The sequence below is a fragment of the Pseudoxanthomonas sp. genome (assembly GCF_051953815.1).
GTDB lineage: Bacteria > Pseudomonadota > Gammaproteobacteria > Xanthomonadales > Xanthomonadaceae > Pseudoxanthomonas_A.
Genome location: NZ_JBQCIJ010000021.1, coordinates 16,697 through 34,437 on the forward strand (window position 1 = coordinate 16,697; position 17,741 = coordinate 34,437).

The 17,741-nt window shown below is 66.8% G+C and carries 17 protein-coding genes; 2 read left to right on the forward strand and 15 right to left on the reverse strand.

The features are described from left to right. Positions 1 to 9: 9 nt before the first annotated feature. The 9 genes from ACTHN1_RS05335 to ACTHN1_RS05375 form a co-directional block, all read right to left on the reverse strand. Positions 10 to 2,328, reverse strand: coding sequence for a catecholate siderophore receptor Fiu (locus ACTHN1_RS05335; RefSeq protein ID WP_440469921.1), 2,319 nt, complete (start codon positions 2,326 to 2,328; stop codon positions 10 to 12). A 657-nt stretch (positions 2,329 to 2,985) separates the two neighbouring features. Beyond that, positions 2,986 to 3,318, reverse strand: coding sequence for a non-heme iron oxygenase ferredoxin subunit (locus tag ACTHN1_RS05340; RefSeq protein ID WP_440469922.1), 333 nt, complete (start codon positions 3,316 to 3,318; stop codon positions 2,986 to 2,988). Continuing rightward, a complete protein-coding gene (locus ACTHN1_RS05345; RefSeq protein ID WP_440469923.1) occupies positions 3,315 to 3,839 on the reverse strand; it encodes a GNAT family N-acetyltransferase in 525 nt (174 codons plus the stop codon). Before ACTHN1_RS05345 ends, ACTHN1_RS05340 begins: the two co-directional genes overlap by 4 nt. Positions 3,840 to 3,960: 121 nt before the next feature. Next, complete coding sequence (locus ACTHN1_RS05350; protein ID WP_440469924.1) at positions 3,961 to 5,214, reverse strand: cysteine desulfurase; 1,254 nt, start codon at positions 5,212 to 5,214, stop codon at positions 3,961 to 3,963. Continuing rightward, the gene (gene sufD, locus ACTHN1_RS05355) at positions 5,211 to 6,473 is read right to left on the reverse strand and encodes a Fe-S cluster assembly protein SufD (RefSeq protein ID WP_440469925.1); all 1,263 of its coding nucleotides are present in this window, start codon (positions 6,471 to 6,473) and stop codon (positions 5,211 to 5,213) included. Before sufD ends, ACTHN1_RS05350 begins: the two co-directional genes overlap by 4 nt. Continuing rightward, positions 6,470 to 7,237, reverse strand: coding sequence for a Fe-S cluster assembly ATPase SufC (gene sufC, locus ACTHN1_RS05360; protein ID WP_440469926.1), 768 nt, complete (start codon positions 7,235 to 7,237; stop codon positions 6,470 to 6,472). The genes sufD and sufC overlap by 4 nt, the downstream gene beginning before the upstream one ends. 109 nt (positions 7,238 to 7,346) lie before the next feature. Then, positions 7,347 to 8,786: a Fe-S cluster assembly protein SufB gene (sufB, locus tag ACTHN1_RS05365; RefSeq protein ID WP_440469927.1), complete on the reverse strand. Its 1,440-nt coding sequence runs from the start codon at positions 8,784 to 8,786 to the stop codon at positions 7,347 to 7,349. Between the two features lie 15 nt (positions 8,787 to 8,801). Further along, the gene (locus ACTHN1_RS05370) at positions 8,802 to 9,260 is read right to left on the reverse strand and encodes an SUF system Fe-S cluster assembly regulator (RefSeq protein ID WP_440469928.1); all 459 of its coding nucleotides are present in this window, start codon (positions 9,258 to 9,260) and stop codon (positions 8,802 to 8,804) included. 73 nt (positions 9,261 to 9,333) lie between these two features. After that, positions 9,334 to 9,927: a hypothetical protein gene (locus tag ACTHN1_RS05375; protein ID WP_440469929.1), complete on the reverse strand. Its 594-nt coding sequence runs from the start codon at positions 9,925 to 9,927 to the stop codon at positions 9,334 to 9,336. Positions 9,928 to 10,206: 279 nt separating this feature from the next. On the opposite strand from ACTHN1_RS05375, the gene ACTHN1_RS05380 reads away from it, so the two are divergent. Both ACTHN1_RS05380 and ACTHN1_RS05385 read left to right on the forward strand, forming a co-directional pair. Next, complete coding sequence (locus ACTHN1_RS05380) at positions 10,207 to 10,674, forward strand: SET domain-containing protein (RefSeq protein ID WP_440469930.1); 468 nt, start codon at positions 10,207 to 10,209, stop codon at positions 10,672 to 10,674. Between the two features lie 138 nt (positions 10,675 to 10,812). Further along, entirely contained in the window at positions 10,813 to 13,038 is a 2,226-nt protein-coding gene (locus ACTHN1_RS05385) for a DUF5916 domain-containing protein (RefSeq protein WP_440469931.1), read from the forward strand. A gap of 70 nt (positions 13,039 to 13,108) precedes the next feature. Here the strand turns inward: ACTHN1_RS05385 and ACTHN1_RS05390 are convergent, their stop codons facing one another. From ACTHN1_RS05390 to fusA, 6 genes are all read right to left on the reverse strand, one after another. Next, the gene (locus tag ACTHN1_RS05390; RefSeq protein ID WP_440469932.1) at positions 13,109 to 13,714 is read right to left on the reverse strand and encodes a DUF1439 domain-containing protein; all 606 of its coding nucleotides are present in this window, start codon (positions 13,712 to 13,714) and stop codon (positions 13,109 to 13,111) included. Next, complete coding sequence (locus tag ACTHN1_RS05395) at positions 13,704 to 14,279, reverse strand: DUF1439 domain-containing protein (RefSeq protein ID WP_440469933.1); 576 nt, start codon at positions 14,277 to 14,279, stop codon at positions 13,704 to 13,706. The genes ACTHN1_RS05390 and ACTHN1_RS05395 overlap by 11 nt, the downstream gene beginning before the upstream one ends. A gap of 86 nt (positions 14,280 to 14,365) precedes the next feature. Continuing rightward, positions 14,366 to 14,671, reverse strand: a complete 306-nt coding sequence (locus ACTHN1_RS05400; RefSeq protein WP_440469934.1) for a DUF3861 domain-containing protein — start codon at positions 14,669 to 14,671, stop codon at positions 14,366 to 14,368. A gap of 140 nt (positions 14,672 to 14,811) precedes the next feature. Next, positions 14,812 to 15,438 (reverse strand): tellurite resistance TerB family protein, encoded by a 627-nt coding sequence (locus ACTHN1_RS05405; protein WP_440469935.1) that lies wholly within the window; start codon positions 15,436 to 15,438, stop codon positions 14,812 to 14,814. A gap of 163 nt (positions 15,439 to 15,601) precedes the next feature. Beyond that, complete coding sequence (locus ACTHN1_RS05410; RefSeq protein ID WP_141453719.1) at positions 15,602 to 16,000, reverse strand: HU family DNA-binding protein; 399 nt, start codon at positions 15,998 to 16,000, stop codon at positions 15,602 to 15,604. Between the two features lie 255 nt (positions 16,001 to 16,255). Continuing rightward, positions 16,256 to 17,741, reverse strand: a 1,486-nt coding sequence (gene fusA, locus ACTHN1_RS05415) for an elongation factor G (RefSeq protein WP_440469936.1), incomplete at its 5' end; no start/stop codon positions are given.

Sequence of the window (17,741 nt, forward strand, 5' to 3'; positions counted from 1 at the left end):
GATGCTTCCTCAGAACCGCAGGTTCAGGGTCAGCAGCACCGAGCGCGGCGCGCCCGGGGTGTAACGGTAGCCGCTCTTGTTGATCGCCGCCACGTAGTCCTTGTCGAACAGGTTGTAGGCGTTCAAGCGCAGGTCCAGATGGTCGTTGAGCGCGTAGCTGACCACGGCGTCCCACACGGTGTAGGACTTGACGAAGTTCGGAGTGCCGACGGCGCCGTCGGTGCCGCGCTTCATCTCGCCGGAGTAACGCACGCCACCGCCGACGGTCAGGCCGAAGGGCAGTACGTACGTGGTCCAGGCGGTGAACGCGCTGTCCGGGGTGTAACCCAGATCGCGGGTCCGGTCGTTGGCCACGTTCGGGCCATCCGTCACGGTGGCGTCCATCGTGGTGTAGCCGGCCGACACCGACCAGTCGTCGGTGATCTTGCCGACCGCCGACAGTTCGATGCCCTTCACGCGCTTGTCGCCGCCCTGGAAGGTCACGCCGTTCTCGGTGATCACTTCGTTGGATACGTCGGTCTGGTACAGGGCCATCGTCAGCAGCAACGCATCGTCCAGCAGGTTCCACTTGCTGCCGATCTCGAAGGTCTTGGCCTTCTGCGGGTCATAGAGCGGATTGTTGGCGCTGTTGGCCGCCGGGCTCAGTTCCAGGGTGGCGCCGCCCGGCGGCTGCTGCGAGACCGCGTAGTTGGCGTAGATGCTGGCCACGTCGCCCACCTTGTAGACCGCGCCGAGCTTCCAGTTGAACAGCGTGTCCTTGCTGTTCAGGCGCAGCGTGGTCAGCGTGCCGACCGGCGCGCCGTTGCAGGGCTGCGAGTTGTTGGCCGTGCAGGGCAGGTGGCCCAGGTAGTCGGTGTCGTAGCGATCGAAGCGGATGCCGCCGGTCAGCAGCAGGGCATCGGTCAGGTGGGCCGTGTCGAACGCGTAGAACGAAGTGGTGGTCGTCTTGGTGTCGGTGTGGGCGCCGCTGCGGAACCAGGTCAGGCCGGTCGCGCCGTTCGGATCCGGGTTGTACAGATCAGCCGGCGTCCATGCGCCACGCGTGCCGTAGCGCCAGCCTTTCAGTTCCTCGCGGGCGATTTCGACGCCGGTGCTGAGGTTGTGTTCGACGCGACCGGTGTTGAAATCCGCGCGCAGGTTCAACTGGTCGGTCAGGATGGTGTACTCCTGATCCTTGAAGGTCGGCAAGTTCCGGTTGACGCGCCAGCCGTACGGATTGTTGATGTCCGGAATGGTCAGGGTCGGCGTGGCCCCGGTGGCGGTGACCATGAACGCGGTCAGCAGATAGTCCTGCTCGTTCTTGCCCCAGCGCGCCACGTTGGTCAGCTTCAGCTTGTCGGAGAAGTCGTGCTCGAAGCGGAACGTGGCCATCTGCGCGGTCACGTCGTCATGATCGAAACGGGTGCCGTAGAAATTCTCGCTGTCCACGCGCGGCGCCAGGCCGATCCGCGGACGGCCGGGATCGGGCGAGGAATAGCCGGGCAGGCCGATCGTCGGCACGCCGCCATCAGGGACGTTGTCCTGCTTGACGTACATCAGGTTCAGGAAATAACGCGTATCGGTGCCCAGGCCGAACGCGAACGACGGCGCGATGCCCCAGCGCTTGTTGTTGACCTCGTCGCGGCCGATGACGTCGTTGTCCTGCGCCATCACGTTCACGCGCACCGCCCTGGTGGCGCCCAGGGTCTGGTTCCAGTCGGCGGTGACGCGGCGCTGGTGGTCGGTGCCCACGGACACCGACGCGCTGGTGGCGTTGCGCGCGAACGCCTGCTTGCTCACCAGGTTGATGGCGCCGGTCGGCGCGCTGCGGCCGTTGTCGGTGCCGGCAGGGCCCTTTTCCACTTCGATCTGTTCGACGTTGAAGACATCGCGCGAGACCGAACCCAGATCACGCACGCCGTCGACGAAGATGCTGCTGGAACTGTCGAAGCCGCGCATGAAAAGGGTGTCGCCGGTGGTGGTGTTGCCGTTCTCGCCGACGAAGAAGGTGCCCACGCCCGGGCTGTTGCGCAGCGCTTCGGTCAGGGTGGTCGCGCCCTGCTGGTTGAACAGGTCGCTGGTGATGATCTGGATCGTCTGCGGGGTGTCCTGCAGGGATTGGGTGAACTTGGGCGAGGCCAGCTTGTCAGCCTTGTACTGACCCACCGAGGTGCCCTCGACGTGCACTTCCGGCAACGTGGTCGGGTCCTGCTTGGGCGCGTTGTCCGAGGCCACCTGGGCGGCGGCGGGAACCGCCAGCGCCAGGCTGGTCAGCAGGGTGGCGGTCGTGAGGCCGTTCGGCGAACGGGACGCGGGAGTGGCGTGCTTGCGCGACTTGATCGGGTTCATGGGAGTTTCGGCAGTTTGGGAAGGGAAGCCCCGTGGCGGCGAGCGTCGGGGACAAAGGGAATGCGCGGGCGGGGCCGGTTCCGGACGGAACGGCCGGGCTGGCTCAGGCGTGCGGAGGCGCGTGGCCGTGGGGCGGGAGGCAGTTGTCTGGCCGGAAATGGATGTCGTCGCGGTCGACGGCCGTGTGCCGGCGGAAGGGCATGCCGTGTCGCGGGGCGGGCATCGCCCCGGCGCTGGGATCGGACTCGCGATCCGGAAGCGGCTCGATCGCGGCTGGCTCGGCTTGCGCCGGCGCCTGCCACCGGGAGTGTGCGTCCTCGCCGTCGTCGGCATGGATCGCCAGCCCGGCCGGGGCGCCCGGATCGAACGCCGGCGCCGTTTCTCCGGCGGTCGTCTGCGCGAACGGGAGCAGGACCAGCCAGAGCAGCGCCCACGACAGCAGCGCCGGCCACGAAAGGGCACGAGGGGCAGCGCGGTGAACAGGGGAGGAAGACGGGCGCAAGGGAGCCGGGCGGGTCAGCCGGATAATGGATTAATAATCTTAATGATAATTGTTCTCTTTCGCAAAGGGCGCTTGGCCACTTGGGAGAGCAACAGATGCAAAAAAGGCGGATTCCGTGGAATCCGCCCTTCAGGGGATGCCGCCTGACAGGAGAATCAATCGCGGTCGTCGCGGGTCCACAGCCCGCCATGTTCCTGCTTGACCGGGAACTTGGGCACCGGCGAGTAGGCCGGCGCGCACAGCGCCCGTCCATCGCGGATATCAAACTTGGCGCCGTGCAGGATGCATTCGATGGTCGCCTCCTCGCCGTCGTAGTTGCCGGATGACAGCTCGAAATCCTCGTGGCTGCAGCGGTCTTCCAGCGCGTAGAAGTCGCCGTCGTAGTTCATCACCAGGATCGGAGTGCCGGTGACCTCATCGAAGACGGTGCGCATTTCGCCGGGCAGCATCTCGCCCAATGCGCAGACGAAGGTCCAGTTTTCGCTCACAGCGCCTTCTCCAGCACCTCGAACCGCAGGTCGTCGCGCTTGGGAATGCCGAAGCGTTCGTCACCATAGGGAAACGGCTTCTTGATGCCGGTGCGCGCATAGCCGCGGCGTTCGTAGAAGGCAATGAGTTCGTCGCGGACATCGATCACCGACATCCGCATGGCCGACTGCCGCCAGTCTTCGCGGGCCACGCGCTCGGCCTCGGCGATCATCGCCTTGCCCACGCCGCCGCCCTGCAGATCCGGACGGACCGAGAACATGCCGAAGTACCCCGCGCCGTCTTCCACCGCGACGTGCGCGCAGGCGAGCATCTGGCCATCGCGCTCGGCGATCAGGATCCGGCTCTCGGCGCGTTCGATGTCGCGCCGCAAGCCATCGGGATCGATGCGCTGGCCGTCGAGCAGATCGGCTTCTGTGGTCCAGCCCTGCTTGCTGACTTCGCCGCGATAGGCGGAGGTGACCAGGCTGACGAGGGCGGGGATGTCCGCGGCGGTGGCGGTACGGAAGGTCAACGGGTTCATGCGCCGATCTTACGGAAAAACGGGTCCCGCCTGTAGGAGCGACGTCAGTCGCGACCGCAATGCCCGGACAAGCGATGGTCACTGTCGCGACTGACGTCGCTCCTACAGGGATACCCGCGATTCAGGCCAGCAGGCGGCGGGCCTTTTTCAACGCGGCGACGAACGCCTCGATTTCGGCGTGGGTGTTGTAGAACGCCAGCGACGCGCGGCAGGTGGCCGCGACCCCGAAAAACTGCAGCAAAGGGTGCGCGCAATGCTGGCCGGAGCGGATCGCCACGCCTTCCAGATCGAGGAGGGTAGCCAGATCGTGCGCGTGCGCGCCTTCGATCAGGAACGAGATGACCGCGGCCTTCTCCGGCGCGGTTCCGAAGATCCGCAGGCCTTCGATCTTGCCCAGTTCCTCGGTGGCGTGGGCCAGCAGTTCGGTCTCGCGGGCTTCGATGCGGGCCATGCCGACCGATTCCAGGAAGTCCACCGCCGCGCCCAGGCCGATGAAGCCGGCGATGTTGGGCGTGCCGGCCTCGAACTTGTGCGGCGGGTCGTTGAACACCGTGCCGTCGAAACTCACTTCCTTGATCATTTCGCCGCCGCCGATGAAGGGTGGCATGGCCTGCAGGTGTTCGCGCCTGGCCCACAGGGCGCCGGTGCCGGTCGGTCCGCACATCTTGTGGCCGGTCAGCGCGTAGAAGTCGCAACCGATCGCCGCCACGTCCACCGGCCGGTGCGGCACCGCCTGGGAGCCGTCCACCACGGTGACGATGCCGCGCTTGCGCGCTTCGCGGCAGATGTCGCGGACCGGGTTGACCGTGCCCAGCACGTTGGAGACATGGGTGACCGCCAGCAGCTTCACGTCCGCCGTCATCGCCGCATACAGGCCAGGCAGATCCAGCGAGCCATCCGGCAGGATTTCCGCCACCCGCACGCTCGCGCCGGTGCGCTGGGCCACCAGCTGCCACGGCACGATGTTGGCGTGGTGTTCCATCCGCGACACCAGGATGACGTCGCCCGGACCCAGGCGCGGCAACGCCCAGGAATAGGCGACCAGGTTGATCGCGAAGGTGGTGCCGCTGCACAGCACCAGCTCGTCGGCACGCACGTTGAGGAAGCGCGCCAGCTTGCGGCGCGCGCCTTCGTAGGCGTCGGTGGCCTCGGTGCCGAGCGTGTGCACCGCGCGGCTGACGTTGGCGTTGTGGTGGCGGTAGAACGCGTCCGTGGCCGCGATCACCGACGCCGGCTTCTGGCCGGTGTTGGCGCTGTCGAAATAGATCAGCGGCTTGCCGTGGACCTGTCGCTCCAGCAGCGGGAAGTCGGCGCGCACGCGGGTCCAGTCGGGCGCGGCCGCGGGGTCACGGTGGGGGGCCGGGCCGGCGTTCATGGCGCACCCAGGCCGGCCAGGGCGTGGTCGATGCGGTGCGACAACAACTCGCGTACCGCCGGATTCTCGATGATCGCCAGCGGCTCGCGACAGAACGCGGCGGTGAGCAACTGCTGGGCCTCGGCTTCCGGAAGACCGCGCGAGCGCAGGTAGAACAGGGCGCTGGTGTCCAGCCGGCCAACGGTCGCGCCATGCGCGGCCTTCACTTCGTCGGCGTGGATCTCCAGCACCGGCTGGGTGTCGATTTCGGCGTTTTCCGACAGCAGCAGGTTCTTGTTCGACAGCGCCGCGTCGGTGCCGTCGGCGCCCTCGCGGATCAGGATCCCGCCATGGAACACCGTGCGGCCACGGCCCGCGCCCAGGCCGCGCCAGGTGAGTTCGCAGGCGGTGTCGCGGGCGATGTGGTCGATGCCCAGCCGGGTGTCGAGGTGGCGGCGGCCGTCGGCCAGCAGCACGCCGTTGGCGACCAGGCGCGCGCTGTCGCCTTCCAGCCGGACGTTCAGTTCGTGCCGGGACAGCGCGCCGCCCAGTTCCAGATCGACGCGGCGGTATTCGGCCTCGCTGGCCAGCACCGCGTCGGTCCGCAGCAGCTGGGTGGCGCGATCGCTGTCCTCCTGGACGCGCGCGTGCGCGAGCCGCGCGCCGCGGCCGACATGCACGTGGACCAGGGTATTGGCCAGGTGCGCGTGCGGGCCGGTGCCGAAATGGTGCTCGAACACCTTCAGCGATGCGCCGGCGCGCAGTTCGATCAGGTTGCGCAGATGCCAGGCGCGATCGGTTTCATCCGGGGCTCCGATGAAGACCAGGTGCAGCGGCGCTTCGATCCGGGCGCCTTCGTCGACCCGCAGCAGCACGCCCTCGTTGGCCAGCGCGGCGTTGAGGCGCGCGAACACCTCGTCGCCGCGCTCGAAACGCCGCTGCAGGAAACGCGCGGATTCACCGCCCTCGGCCAGCGCCTCCGACAGCAACTGCAGGCTGACGCCTTCCGGCAGGTCGGTGGTCAGCGACAGCGCGACCGAATAGCGGCCGTTGACGAACACCGCGCGCGGTCCCGGGATGTCGGCCAGCAGCATCGGATCCAGCGCCGCCAGCGCGTCGACCGGGGCGAAGCTGCGCCGCTCCAGCTGGCGCAGCGAGGTGTACTTCCAGGCCTCGGTGCGCGGACCGGGCAAGCCCTCGCGCAGCGCGTCCTCCAGCACCGCGCGGCGCGCGGCGTCGCCGCTGAAGCCGGTGGCGAGGGAATCCAGCAGGGCGCTCATCCGGCGACCTTTTCGGGGGCCACCCGATCCTTGATCCAGGCGTAGCCGTGCTGCTCCAGTTCCAGCGCCAGTTCCGGGCCGCCGGTCTCGACGATGCGGCCATCGGCCAGCACATGCACCACGTCCGGCTTGATGTAGTCCAGCAGGCGCTGGTAATGGGTGATGACCAGGAAGGCGCGATCCGGCGAGCGCAGCGCGTTGACGCCGTCGGCGACGTTCTTCAGCGCGTCGATGTCCAGGCCGCTGTCGGTCTCGTCCAGGATGGCCAGCTTCGGTTCCAGCACGGCGAGCTGGAAGATTTCGTTGCGCTTCTTCTCGCCGCCGCTGAAACCCTCGTTGACGCCCCGGTGCAGCAATTCGTCGCGCAGGTGCAGCACGGCCAGCTTCTCGCGCACCAGCTTGAGGAACTGCATGGAATCCAGCTCGCTCTCGCCGCGCGCCTTGCGCTGGGCGTTGAGCGCCGCGCGCAGGAAGTAGGTGTTGTTCACGCCGGGGATTTCGACCGGATACTGGAAGGCCAGGAACACGCCGGCGGCGGCGCGTTCTTCCGGTTCCAGCTCCAGCAGCGGCTTGCCGTCGAATTCGACCGATCCGGCGGTGACCTCGTAACCCTCGCGACCGGCCAGGATGTTGCCCAGGGTGGACTTGCCGGCGCCGTTGGGGCCCATGATGGCGTGGACCTGGCCGGGCTTCACGTCCAGCGAGAGTCCCTTGAGGATTTCCTTGCCGGCGACGCTGGCGTGGAGGTTTTCGATCTTGAGCATGGGATTCGGGATTCGGATAGGGGTTTCGTTGAATGCAGGGGGAGGCGGGGGAGCGGGTTTCGCCTTCGCGAATCCCCAATCTCCAATCCCGAATCCCGGAAAGAAAGCGTCAGCCGACGCTGCCTTCCAGCGATACTTCCAGCAGTTTCTTGGCTTCCACCGCGAACTCCATCGGCAGCTCGCGGAACACCTGCTTGCAGAAGCCGTCGACGATCATGCTGACGGCGTCTTCCTCGCTGATGCCACGGGCGCGGCAGTAGAACATCTGGTCGTCGGAAATCTTGGAGGTGGTGGCCTCGTGCTCCAGCGTCGCGGTGGGGTTCTTCACCTCTATGTAGGGGAAGGTGTGCGCGCCGCATTGCTTGCCGATCAGCAGGCTGTCGCACTGCGTGTAGTTGCGCGCGTTGGCGGCGTTGCGATCCACCTTGACCAGGCCGCGGTAGGTGTTCTGGCCGCGACCGGCGCTGATGCCCTTGCTGATGATCTTCGACTTGGTGTTGCGGCCGATGTGGATCATCTTGGTGCCGGTGTCGGCCTGCTGGCGATGATGGGTCAGGGCCACCGAGTGGAACTCGCCGACCGAGTCGTCGCCGAGCAGCACGCAGGACGGGTATTTCCAGGTGATCGCCGAGCCGGTTTCCACCTGGGTCCAGGAAATCTTGCTGCGCGCGCCGCGGCATTCGCCACGCTTGGTCACGAAGTTGTAGATGCCGCCGCGGCCTTCCTCGTCGCCGGGATACCAGTTCTGCACCGTGCTGTACTTGATCTCGGCGTCTTCCAGCGCGACCAGCTCGACCACCGCCGCATGCAACTGGTTCTCGTCGCGCATCGGCGCGGTGCAGCCTTCCAGGTAGGAGACGTAGCTCCTGTCCTCGGCGATGATCAGGGTGCGCTCGAACTGGCCGGTGTGACCGGCGTTGATGCGGAAGTAGGTGCTCAGTTCCATCGGGCAGCGCACGCCCTTGGGGATGAACACGAAGCTGCCGTCGGAGAATACCGCCGAGTTCAGCGCGGCGAAATAGTTGTCGCCGGTCGGCACCACGCTGCCCAGGTACTGGCGGACCAGTTCGGGATGTTCGCGGATGGCTTCGCTCATCGAGCAGAAGATGATGCCCTTCTCGGCCAGCTCCTTGCGGAAGGTGGTGCCCACCGAGACCGAATCGAACACCGCGTCGACGGCGACGCCGGCCAGCTTGGCGCGCTCGTGCAGCGGCACGCCCAGCTTGTCGTAGGTGTCGATCAGTTCCTGCGGCACTTCATCCAGTGACTTGTACTTGGCCTTGGGCGCGCTGTAGTAGCTGATGGCCTGGAAATCGATCGGGGCGATCTTCAGCTTGGCCCAGTGCGGCACCGGCATGGTCAGCCAGTGGCGGTAGGCCGCCAGCCGCCATTCGGTCATCCACTCCGGTTCGTCCTTCTTGGCGGACAGCGCGCGCACCACGTCCTCGCTGAGGCCGGGCGGCAGCGAATCGGATTCGATGTCGGTGATGAAGCCGGCGTCATAGCGACGTCCGAGCTGTTCCAGGATTTCTGCGTTCTCGGTGGCCATGGGCTGCCTGTGTACTCAACTGCTGGCGACGCGCACGGCGATGGAGCGCCGCGGGGCATCGTCGGAGGAAGCGGGGGGATGGAGCATCTGCGCCAGGGTCACGCCGCGCAGGGCGTCGGCGACCACGTCGTTGATCAGGCGCCAGTTGGCGCGGGCGCCGCACTGGTGGGCGATGCCGCAGTGGCTGTCGGCCTGGCTGCATTCGGTCATCGCCAACGGCCCTTCCATGGCCTCGACGATCTCGATCAGGCTGATGTCGGCGGCGGCGCGGCTGAGCCGGTAGCCGCCATGCACGCCGCGCAGGCCTTCGACCAGGCCGGCCTGGGCCAGCGGCTTGAGCACCTTGCTGACGGTAGGGGATTCCAGGCCGGAATGGTCGGCCAGATCGGTGGCGCTGAGGATTTCGCCCGGCCGTGCGGCGAGCACGGTCAGCACCACGGTGGCGTAGTCGGTGAGCTTGGTGACGCGGAGCATGGCGGGGCGGGGGAATTGAAAGCGTACCGAAATTGTACGCTTTACCCCCGCGCCACGCCAAGCATGAGCTTGTTCAGTTTCGTCCGGACGCTTCGGTGGCGACCGGCGCGGCCGGGGCGCCCTGCGCCGGAGCCTCCGGCAGGACCAGGGAGAAATACGGTGCGGGCGGGGTCTGGCCGGGCGGCAGATAGGCCGGCGCGGCTTCTCCGGCCGGACCCAGCGAACGCACGAACTGGTAGATGGCCGCGCGGTCGGCCTCGCTCATGGCCCGCAGGGTGAAGTCCGGCATGATCGGCCGGGTGCGCAGGTTGCCGCTGTAGGCCAGCCACTGGGCCTCGGTCATTTCCTGCATGCGCAGGCGCAGATTGCTGGCGTAGGTGGTGCCCCAGGGCCCGTGGTAACCCAGCGGCGAGCCGGTCAGCCACTGCGCGGTCGGCACCTCGCCCTGGCGCTCGGCATAACCGGCGGTGTGGCAATCGTTGCAGCCGCCGACTCGGACCAGGTATTCGCCGCGCGCGACCGCGTCGCCGTCGGTTTCCACCTTGGCGGCGGCGGCCGGGGCCGGTGGGGGAACGGCGGCGGTTCCGGGCTTGTCGGTCTGGGCCTGGCAGCCTGCCAGGATCAACAACGAAGACAGCAGGCACGACAGCAGGGGCGTCGGGGACATGGGGATCAGGGATCCGGGGATCGGGAATCTGGGGTTGGACATGGCGGCGGCTCGTGGTGGTCTTCAGGGGTGGTTTGCGGGAAGCAGGCGGTTTAACGCGTGGTTTCCGCGCGACCGGACACGCCGGCGCGGCCAGGATTCATGCGCCGGTCGTATTGCCGGGAAACCGCCACGGCGGTGTTCGCCCTGGCCGGCCGACAGCGGCGGGAACGCGGAATACTTGGGATCCCGGGCGGTCTGAGCGAGAATCCGCGTTCCCGCCCGTTCACCGGAACCCGCATGCCCCGCAAGATTGAAGCCCGCAAGTCCGACATCCATGGCAACGGCGTGTTCGCCATCGCCACTATCAAGAAGGGCGAGCGTGTCGTCGAGTACAAGGGCAAGCGGCGCAGCCACGACGAAGTGGACGAGGACGACAGCGGCGACGTGGAGTCCGGCCATACCTTCCTGTTCACGCTCAATGACGAATACGTCATCGACGCCAATTACAAGGGCAACAAGGCGCGCTGGATCAACCACAGCTGCGATCCCAACTGCGAGGCGGTCATCGAGGAACACGATGGCAAGAACCGCAAGAAGGACAAGGTGTTCATCGAGGCCATCCGCGACATCAAGGCGGGCGAGGAACTGACCTACAACTACGGCATCGTCCTGGACGAGCCGCATACCGCCCGCCTGAAGAAGGTCTGGGCCTGCCGCTGCGGCAGCAAGAAGTGCACCGGCACGATGCTGCAGCCGAAGAAGTAACCGCCGCTACACCGCCGTCCATCCGTTACGGGATGCAGGCGGCGGCCAAATGGTTGACATGACCTACGCCAGTCGGAGGCGGCGCGCCGGACCGGTAATTTGGCGCGCAACGGGCATGAGCCCACCGGAACCACCGACATGCGTGCGGCAATCCTGTCCCTCTCCATCCTGATGGCGCTGTCCGCGCCGGCCCTGGCCATCGACGTGGACGGCCGCATCGACCCCGCCGAGTGGCAGGGCGCGCGGCACATCGCCGATTTCCGCAAGGTGCAGCCGCTGACCGGCGCGCCGGCGACCCATCCCACCGAGGCGTGGGTGCTGGCGACGCCGGACGGACTGGCCGTCGCCTTCCGCAACATCCAGCCGCCGGATACCCGCACCCGCCAGCGCGTGCAACGCGATTTCGAGGATCAGGTGGACCGGGTCAACCTGATGATCGACTTCGACGGCGACGGCCGCACCGGCTACAACTTCACGATCTCCTCGACCGACGGCATCGCCGACGCGGTGATCACCAACGAGGCCGATTTCAACGACGACTGGGACGGCAACTGGAAGCACGCGGTCAGCGAGGATGCGGACGGCTGGTCCGCGGAAATGCTGATTCCCTGGTACATCGCTCCGATGCGCAAGGGCGATGGCGACGTGCGGCGGATGAAGATCTACCTGGATCGCGTGGTCGGATCCACCGGTGAGCGCGTGGGCTGGCCGGTCGCCAGCTTCGAGCGCCCGCGCTTCCTGTCCGAGTTCACCCCGATCGAGGTGCCGCAGTACAGCCAGTCGCTGGTGGCGATCACGCCCTACGTGTCGGGCCTGTACGACAACGTCCGCCGCGACAGCGATTTCGATGGCGGCGTGGATCTGTTCTGGAAGCCGAATGGCCAGTTCCAGATGACGGCGACGCTCAATCCCGATTTCGGCCAGGTGGAAAGCGATGATCTGGTGGTCAATTTCAGCGCCACCGAGACCTTCATCAGCGACAAGCGGCCGTTCTTCACCGAGAACCAGGGCCTGTTCGAATACACCACGCCCTCGGATTTCAGCCAGTTGCTGTATACCCGCCGGGTCGGCGGACCGGCCGATGACGGTCGCGGTGCGGGCGACATCACCGCCGCGATCAAGCTCAACGGTTCGTTTGGCCAGACCAAGTACGGTGTGTTCGCCGCCGACGAAGCCGACGAGGTGGGGCGCTCGTTCTATGCCCTGCGCCTGGTGCGTGATTTCAAGGACCAGAACCTGGGCATGATGATGACCCGCGTCGACCGTCCCTACTTCGATCGCGAGGCGACCGTGTTCGGCATCGATCACAACTGGCGGCCGACCCCGCGCTGGAACGTGCGCACCCGCGTGTTCGGCAGCCAGATCGACCAGCGTGGCGACACCACCCGCGATCTGGGCGCCACGGTCTGGGCCGACTACGAGATGGATCATGGCTGGCGCCAGCAGTGGATCGCCATGCATTTCGGCAACGACCTGCAGATCAACGACGCCGGTTACCTGTCGCGCAACAGCATGAACTACCTGCACTGGGAAGTGAAAAGGCGCTTCGCCGATCAGCCGGAAACCTCGCGCTACTCATCCAAGGAGTGGCGCTGGCGGGTAAGTTCGGTCTACAACAACCACGGCGAACGGCTCAACAACCAGTTCCGGATGAGCCGGCAGGGACGACTGCGCAACGGCGCCAGTGAATACGCGCAGATCAACATCAACACCTCGGGCGTCGAGGATTTGCTGACCCGCGGCCATGGCTCGGTGAACGTGCCGGCCCGTTTCAATGCCCATTACGAGTACGAGCGGCCACGCAAGGGCCACTGGGCGCATGACGTCTATGCGGATCTGGTGAGTGGCGGCCTGGCCGGCAACGACGAGATCGGCTACGCCTTCGAATACCAGGCGACCTATTTCATCAACGATGCCTTCAGCCTGTACGGCGGTTTCTATGCCGACCGCACGCCGGACTGGCTGCTCTGGCAGCGCGACAACCTGATCGGCAGCTTCGAGGGACGCGAGTGGCACGTGAATGCCGGCCTCAACTGGACCATCAGCGATCGCCAGGAACTGCGGGTCAAGCTGCAGTCGATCGCGCTCGACGCGCGCGCCCGCCAGGCCTACCGGGTGATGGCGGGCGGGAACGCGCTGCGCAGCGACGACGAGATCAACGATTTCAGCCTGAGCAACCTGGGCTTCCAGATCCGCTACCGCTACGAACTGGCGCCGCTGTCCTACCTGTATGTGGTCTACGGGCGCGGCGGGCGCGAGAACAACCGTTTCGGCGACAGCGCCGGCGGATTGCTGGGTGACGCTTTCGGCCTGCGCGACGACGAGCAGTTGCTGATCAAGTTGAGCTATCGCTTCGAGCTGTAGCCGCGACGAGGGCAAGCCGTGGCCCGTTGACGATGGATGCGAAGCGGCGGTCGGACCCGCCGCTGCGAAGTTACTGCCCCAGGCGCAGCTGGACCTGGCCGTCCTGGATGCGGATGGCATTGGCCGAGAGGGTGCCGGGAATCTGCGCCAGCGCTTCGGCGTCCAGGCGATAGATGGGTTCATCCTGCGCGTACTGCTCCAGCAGGGTGTTGATCATCTCGCGGGTCTGCGCGTCCATGGGCTTGCCCTGGCCGCCGTCCTGGAGCTCCAGCAGCTCCGGCCGCTCCAGATGCAGGCCATGGGTCGCGGGGTCGTAGCGCAGTCCGCTGGCGACCCGGAAACGCCCCTGCCGGCTGCCGCTGCCGGCCAGCGACGCGTCGTAGTCGAGATCCATCTGGAGGCGATTGCCGTTCGCCGGAATGGCGATCACCGGTCGGCTGAGCGTCAAACGCGCCAGTCCGCCGAGCCAGGTTTCCTTGCGCGGGAACGCCGGTTCCGCCGCGCTCTGCAATTGCGCGGGCGTCAGGGTCAGGGTGTCCGCGGCGATGGCCGCGGGCGGTTCCGCGCGCGCCATCGAGGCGGCGAAGGGCAGGGTAGCCACGCTGGCGGCGAGGGCGGCGGCCAGCATGCGGCGGGAGCGCCGCAGGCGGCGCAGGGTGCGGGTATCAGTATCCATCCAGTTTCACCACGATTTTTCCATGTTCGATGAGGGTCGCACCGATGCGCTTGCCACGCGGCAGGCGATCCAGCACGTCGCTGTCGATGCGGTAGAGCGGTTCCTGGCGCGCGTATTCGGCCAGGACGGTGTTGATGAGTTCGCGGGTGCCGCCGCGCATCACGCTGCCGGAGCCGGGCAGCTCCACGCTCAGCACTTCCGGATCGTCCAGATGCAGGCCCTGCGTGGCCGGGTCGTAGCGCAGCCGGCTGGCAATGGCGAAACGTCCGTTGGCGACATTGCCCGCGCCGATCGCGCTGACTCCGATATCGAAATCCAGCCGCAGGCGATCGTCGCCCTCGGCCAGGGTCAGGCGGGGATGGCTGAGCGTCGCCGAGACCAGCCCGCCCAGTTTGTCGAATTCACGCGGGAAGCTGCGATCCAGCCGGCGCTGCAACTGTGGTTCGGTGAAGCTGATCCGGTCACCGAAGAAGCCGCTGACCGCGTTCATGGTGCCGCAGCCGGCCAACAGCAACAGCAGGCCGAGCAGCGCGGTTGAAGGCAGCGGGCGGAAGCGGACGGGCATGCGGGATCGGTTTCCGGAAAAGGGGAGCCATCGCACGATAGCGCGGGAATTCTGTCCGCCGGCTAACCGGAGGCCACGGTCTTCAGTCAGCCGGGCGCGCGCTGCTTCAGGCCCTGCAGGAACGCATCGACATGCGGCCTCAGCGGCGCGAGCAGGTCGTCCTGATCCCCGCGATGGTCGGCCATCAGGCCGCCGAGCAACTGGGCGCCGATCACCAGCGCGGCGCGTTCGTCACCGCTGAAGCCGCGCAGCCGCTGGACGTTCTCGAGCACGCGCATCCAGTCGTCCTGGCAGTGGTGCTCGAATTCGATGGTGCACCGGCTGGTGCACGGCAGGCCGTCGGCCTCGACGGGCGTGACGGTGATGCGGTAGCGCTGGGAACGGTTGGCCATGGCGGTGGGGAAGCTTGGGGGACAGGGGCAAGATAGGCCCGCCCCCGGGCCCGCACGAGGCCCGTCGCCGCGATGGAGTGTTCCGCCAGCCGCGGATTCGCGTCATCCCGGCCAACGACCATCGGCGCCGGACATCACCGTCAGGGCTGTGGCGCCGCGCCTGCCAGTTGGCGCTCCAGGCGGGTCTTCAGATCGGCGTCCAGCTTCAGTTGCCGCGCCAGTTCATCCAGGTAGGCGCGTTCCATGAAGTTCTGTTCGTCGACCACCATCAGGCTGGCCAGGTACATCTCCGAGGCCACCTCGGGGCTGTCGCCGGCGCGTGCGACCTCGGCCGGATCCAGCGGCTTCTGCAGTTCCGCCTGCAGCCAGCGCTGCAGTTCGGCATCGTCGCCGAGCCGGCGGAACTCGCCCTCGATGACGCCGCGCTCGCGGTCGTCGATGTGGCCGTCGGCCTTGGCGGCGGCGATGAGCGCCTTGAGGATGGCCTGGCTGTGATGCTCGGCCTGGGGAGGCGGCAGGCGGTCGACCGTGCGCGGTTCGCTGACCGCGGCCGCGGTCTGTTGCTGGTGATCGCGATAGGCCTGGTAGGCCATCACGCCAATCGCCGCGAGGCCGCCGTAGGTGGCGAGCTTGCGGGTCTTGCGATTCTTGCCGAGCAGCAATCCGAGCGCGCCGCCGGCGACCGCGCCCTTGCCGAAGTCGGGATTGAGCAGGCTGCCACCGGTCTGGGACTTGAGCAGTTGTTCCAGGAAGCCTTGGATCTTCATGCGGGGAATCCTTGGTTGCGTACGGTTGGGATCCGGATGGGGGCGCCAAGGGGCGGGTACAACCGTGACCGATGGCAGGGCGGCCAAGACCGCGGCGGCGAACGGACAAAAAAAGGGACGGCCTGGGCCGTCCCTTTTTTCGATGCGAGGTGTCGCGCCTGGATCAGGCCGCGGCGTCCTTCAGCTTCTTGAGCGGACGCACCTTCACCTTCACCGAGGCGGGCTTGGCGGCGAACCACTGCTCTTCCTTGGTGAACGGGTTGATGCCCTTGCGCTTCGGCTTGGCCGGCACGTTGATGGCGCTGATCTTCAGCAGGCCCGGCAGGGTGAAGGAGCCAGCGCCCTTCTTGCTGATGGAGGCGTGGACAGCGCTTTCCAGCGAAGCCAGCACGGCGCGCACGTCCTTCGCGGCCACGGCGGTGGCTTCAGCGATGTGGGCGACCAGGCCGGACTTGCTCAGCGCTTCCTTGATCGGCTTCGGGGCTGCCGGCTTGGCGGCGGCCTTCGGTGCGGCTTTCTTGGCGGCCTTTTTCGGCGCTGCCTTCTTGGTGCTCTTTGCCATAAGTGTCCTGTTTTTACAGTCTGTAGGTGGGTAATCGGGCCGACCGCGTCGGCAGGCGCAATGTAGGACAAAGAATTCGCGTCGCACAAGTAGCAAAGCGCCAAATAGCGCTTTTTTTTTGCGGTTTCCGGCGGATGGCGCGGAGGAAGGCGGAAATTCCGCCGGGAGAAAGGGCGATGGTGAGGCGAAACGCGCGGGGGACGGGGCGGCGACGCCGGGCGGATCGACAAGCGCGATCCGCCCGTTCGCCCGGGTTCAATCGTCCTCGGGCTTCGGCTTGTAGGCCTCGACCAGCTTCTGCTGCACGTTGGCCGGCACCGGCTCGTAGTGGCTGAAATCCAGGCTGTAGCGACCGCGGCCGGCGGTCACCGACTTCAGTTCCGCCGCATAGCCCTCCAGTTCGGACAGCGGCACCTGGGCCCGGACGACGATTTCACCGCGCACCGCATCGGTGCCGTTGATGCGTGCGCGCTTGCTGGAAAGGCCGCCGGTGATGTCGCCGACCTGGGCCTCCGGCGCGGCGACTTCCAGATCGACCACCGGTTCCAGCACCTGCGGACGCGCCTTGCCGATGGCGTCCAGGAACGCCTTCTTGCCGGCGGCCACGAACGCCACTTCCTTGCTGTCGACCGGATGATGCTTGCCGTCCAGGATGACCACGCGCAGGTCCTGCAGCGGATAGCCGGCGACCGCGCCGCTGGCGAGGACCTGGCGCACGCCTTTCTCCACCGCGGGCATGAACTGGCCGGGGATGGTGCCGCCCTTGACCTCGTCCACGAATTCGAAGCCCTGGCCGCGCGGCAGCGGTTCGATCCGCAGGGACACTTCGCCGAACTGGCCGGCGCCGCCGGTCTGCTTCTTGTGGCGATGGTGGCCTTCGGCTTTCGCGGCGATGGTTTCGCGGTAGGCGATGCGCGGCGGCCGCGTCTTCACCTCCACGCCGTGGCGTTCCTTCAGCCGCTCCAGCATGACCCGCAGGTGCAGGTCGGACAGGCCGCGGATCACGGTTTCGTTCAATTCGGGCTGGTGTTCGACCACGAAGGCGGGGTCCTCCTCGGCCAGCTTCTGCAAGGCGATGGACAGTTTCTGTTCCTGGCCCTTGCTGGCGGCCTCGATGGCCAGCCCGAACATGGGCTTGGGAAAATCGATCGGGGCCAGGTGGATGTGGTCCTCGTCGTGGCTGTCGTGCAGCACGGCGTCGAAGTGCAGGTCCTCCACCTTCGCCACCGCGGCGATGTCGCCGGGGATGGCCTGTTCGATCTCCATGTGGTCCTTGCCCCTGAGCTTGAACAGGTGGCCCACCTTGAAGGGCTTCTTGCCGTCGTCGACGAACAGCTGCGAGTCCTTCTTCAGCGTGCCCTGGTACACGCGGAAGATGCCCAGCTTGCCGACGAACGGATCGTTGATGATCTTGAACACATCCGCGATCACGCGCGCGTCAGGATCGGGCTTCGCCTCGACTGGTTTCGCACCGGCACCTGTTCCCTTGACGAACGGCGGCGGATTGGCTTCGCCCGGATGCGGCAGCAGGCGGCACGCAATCTGCAACCACTCCGCGGCGCCCGTGCCGGTGCGCGCGGAGGTGAAGCAGATCGGCACCAGATGCCCCTCGCGCAGGCATTGTTCGAATGCATCGTGGAGGTCTTCGGGCGAAAGCTTGTCCTCGCCTTCTTCGAGATAACGGCCCATCAACCGTTCGTTGATTTCGACCACCTGGTCGACGATGCGCTGGTGCGCGTCG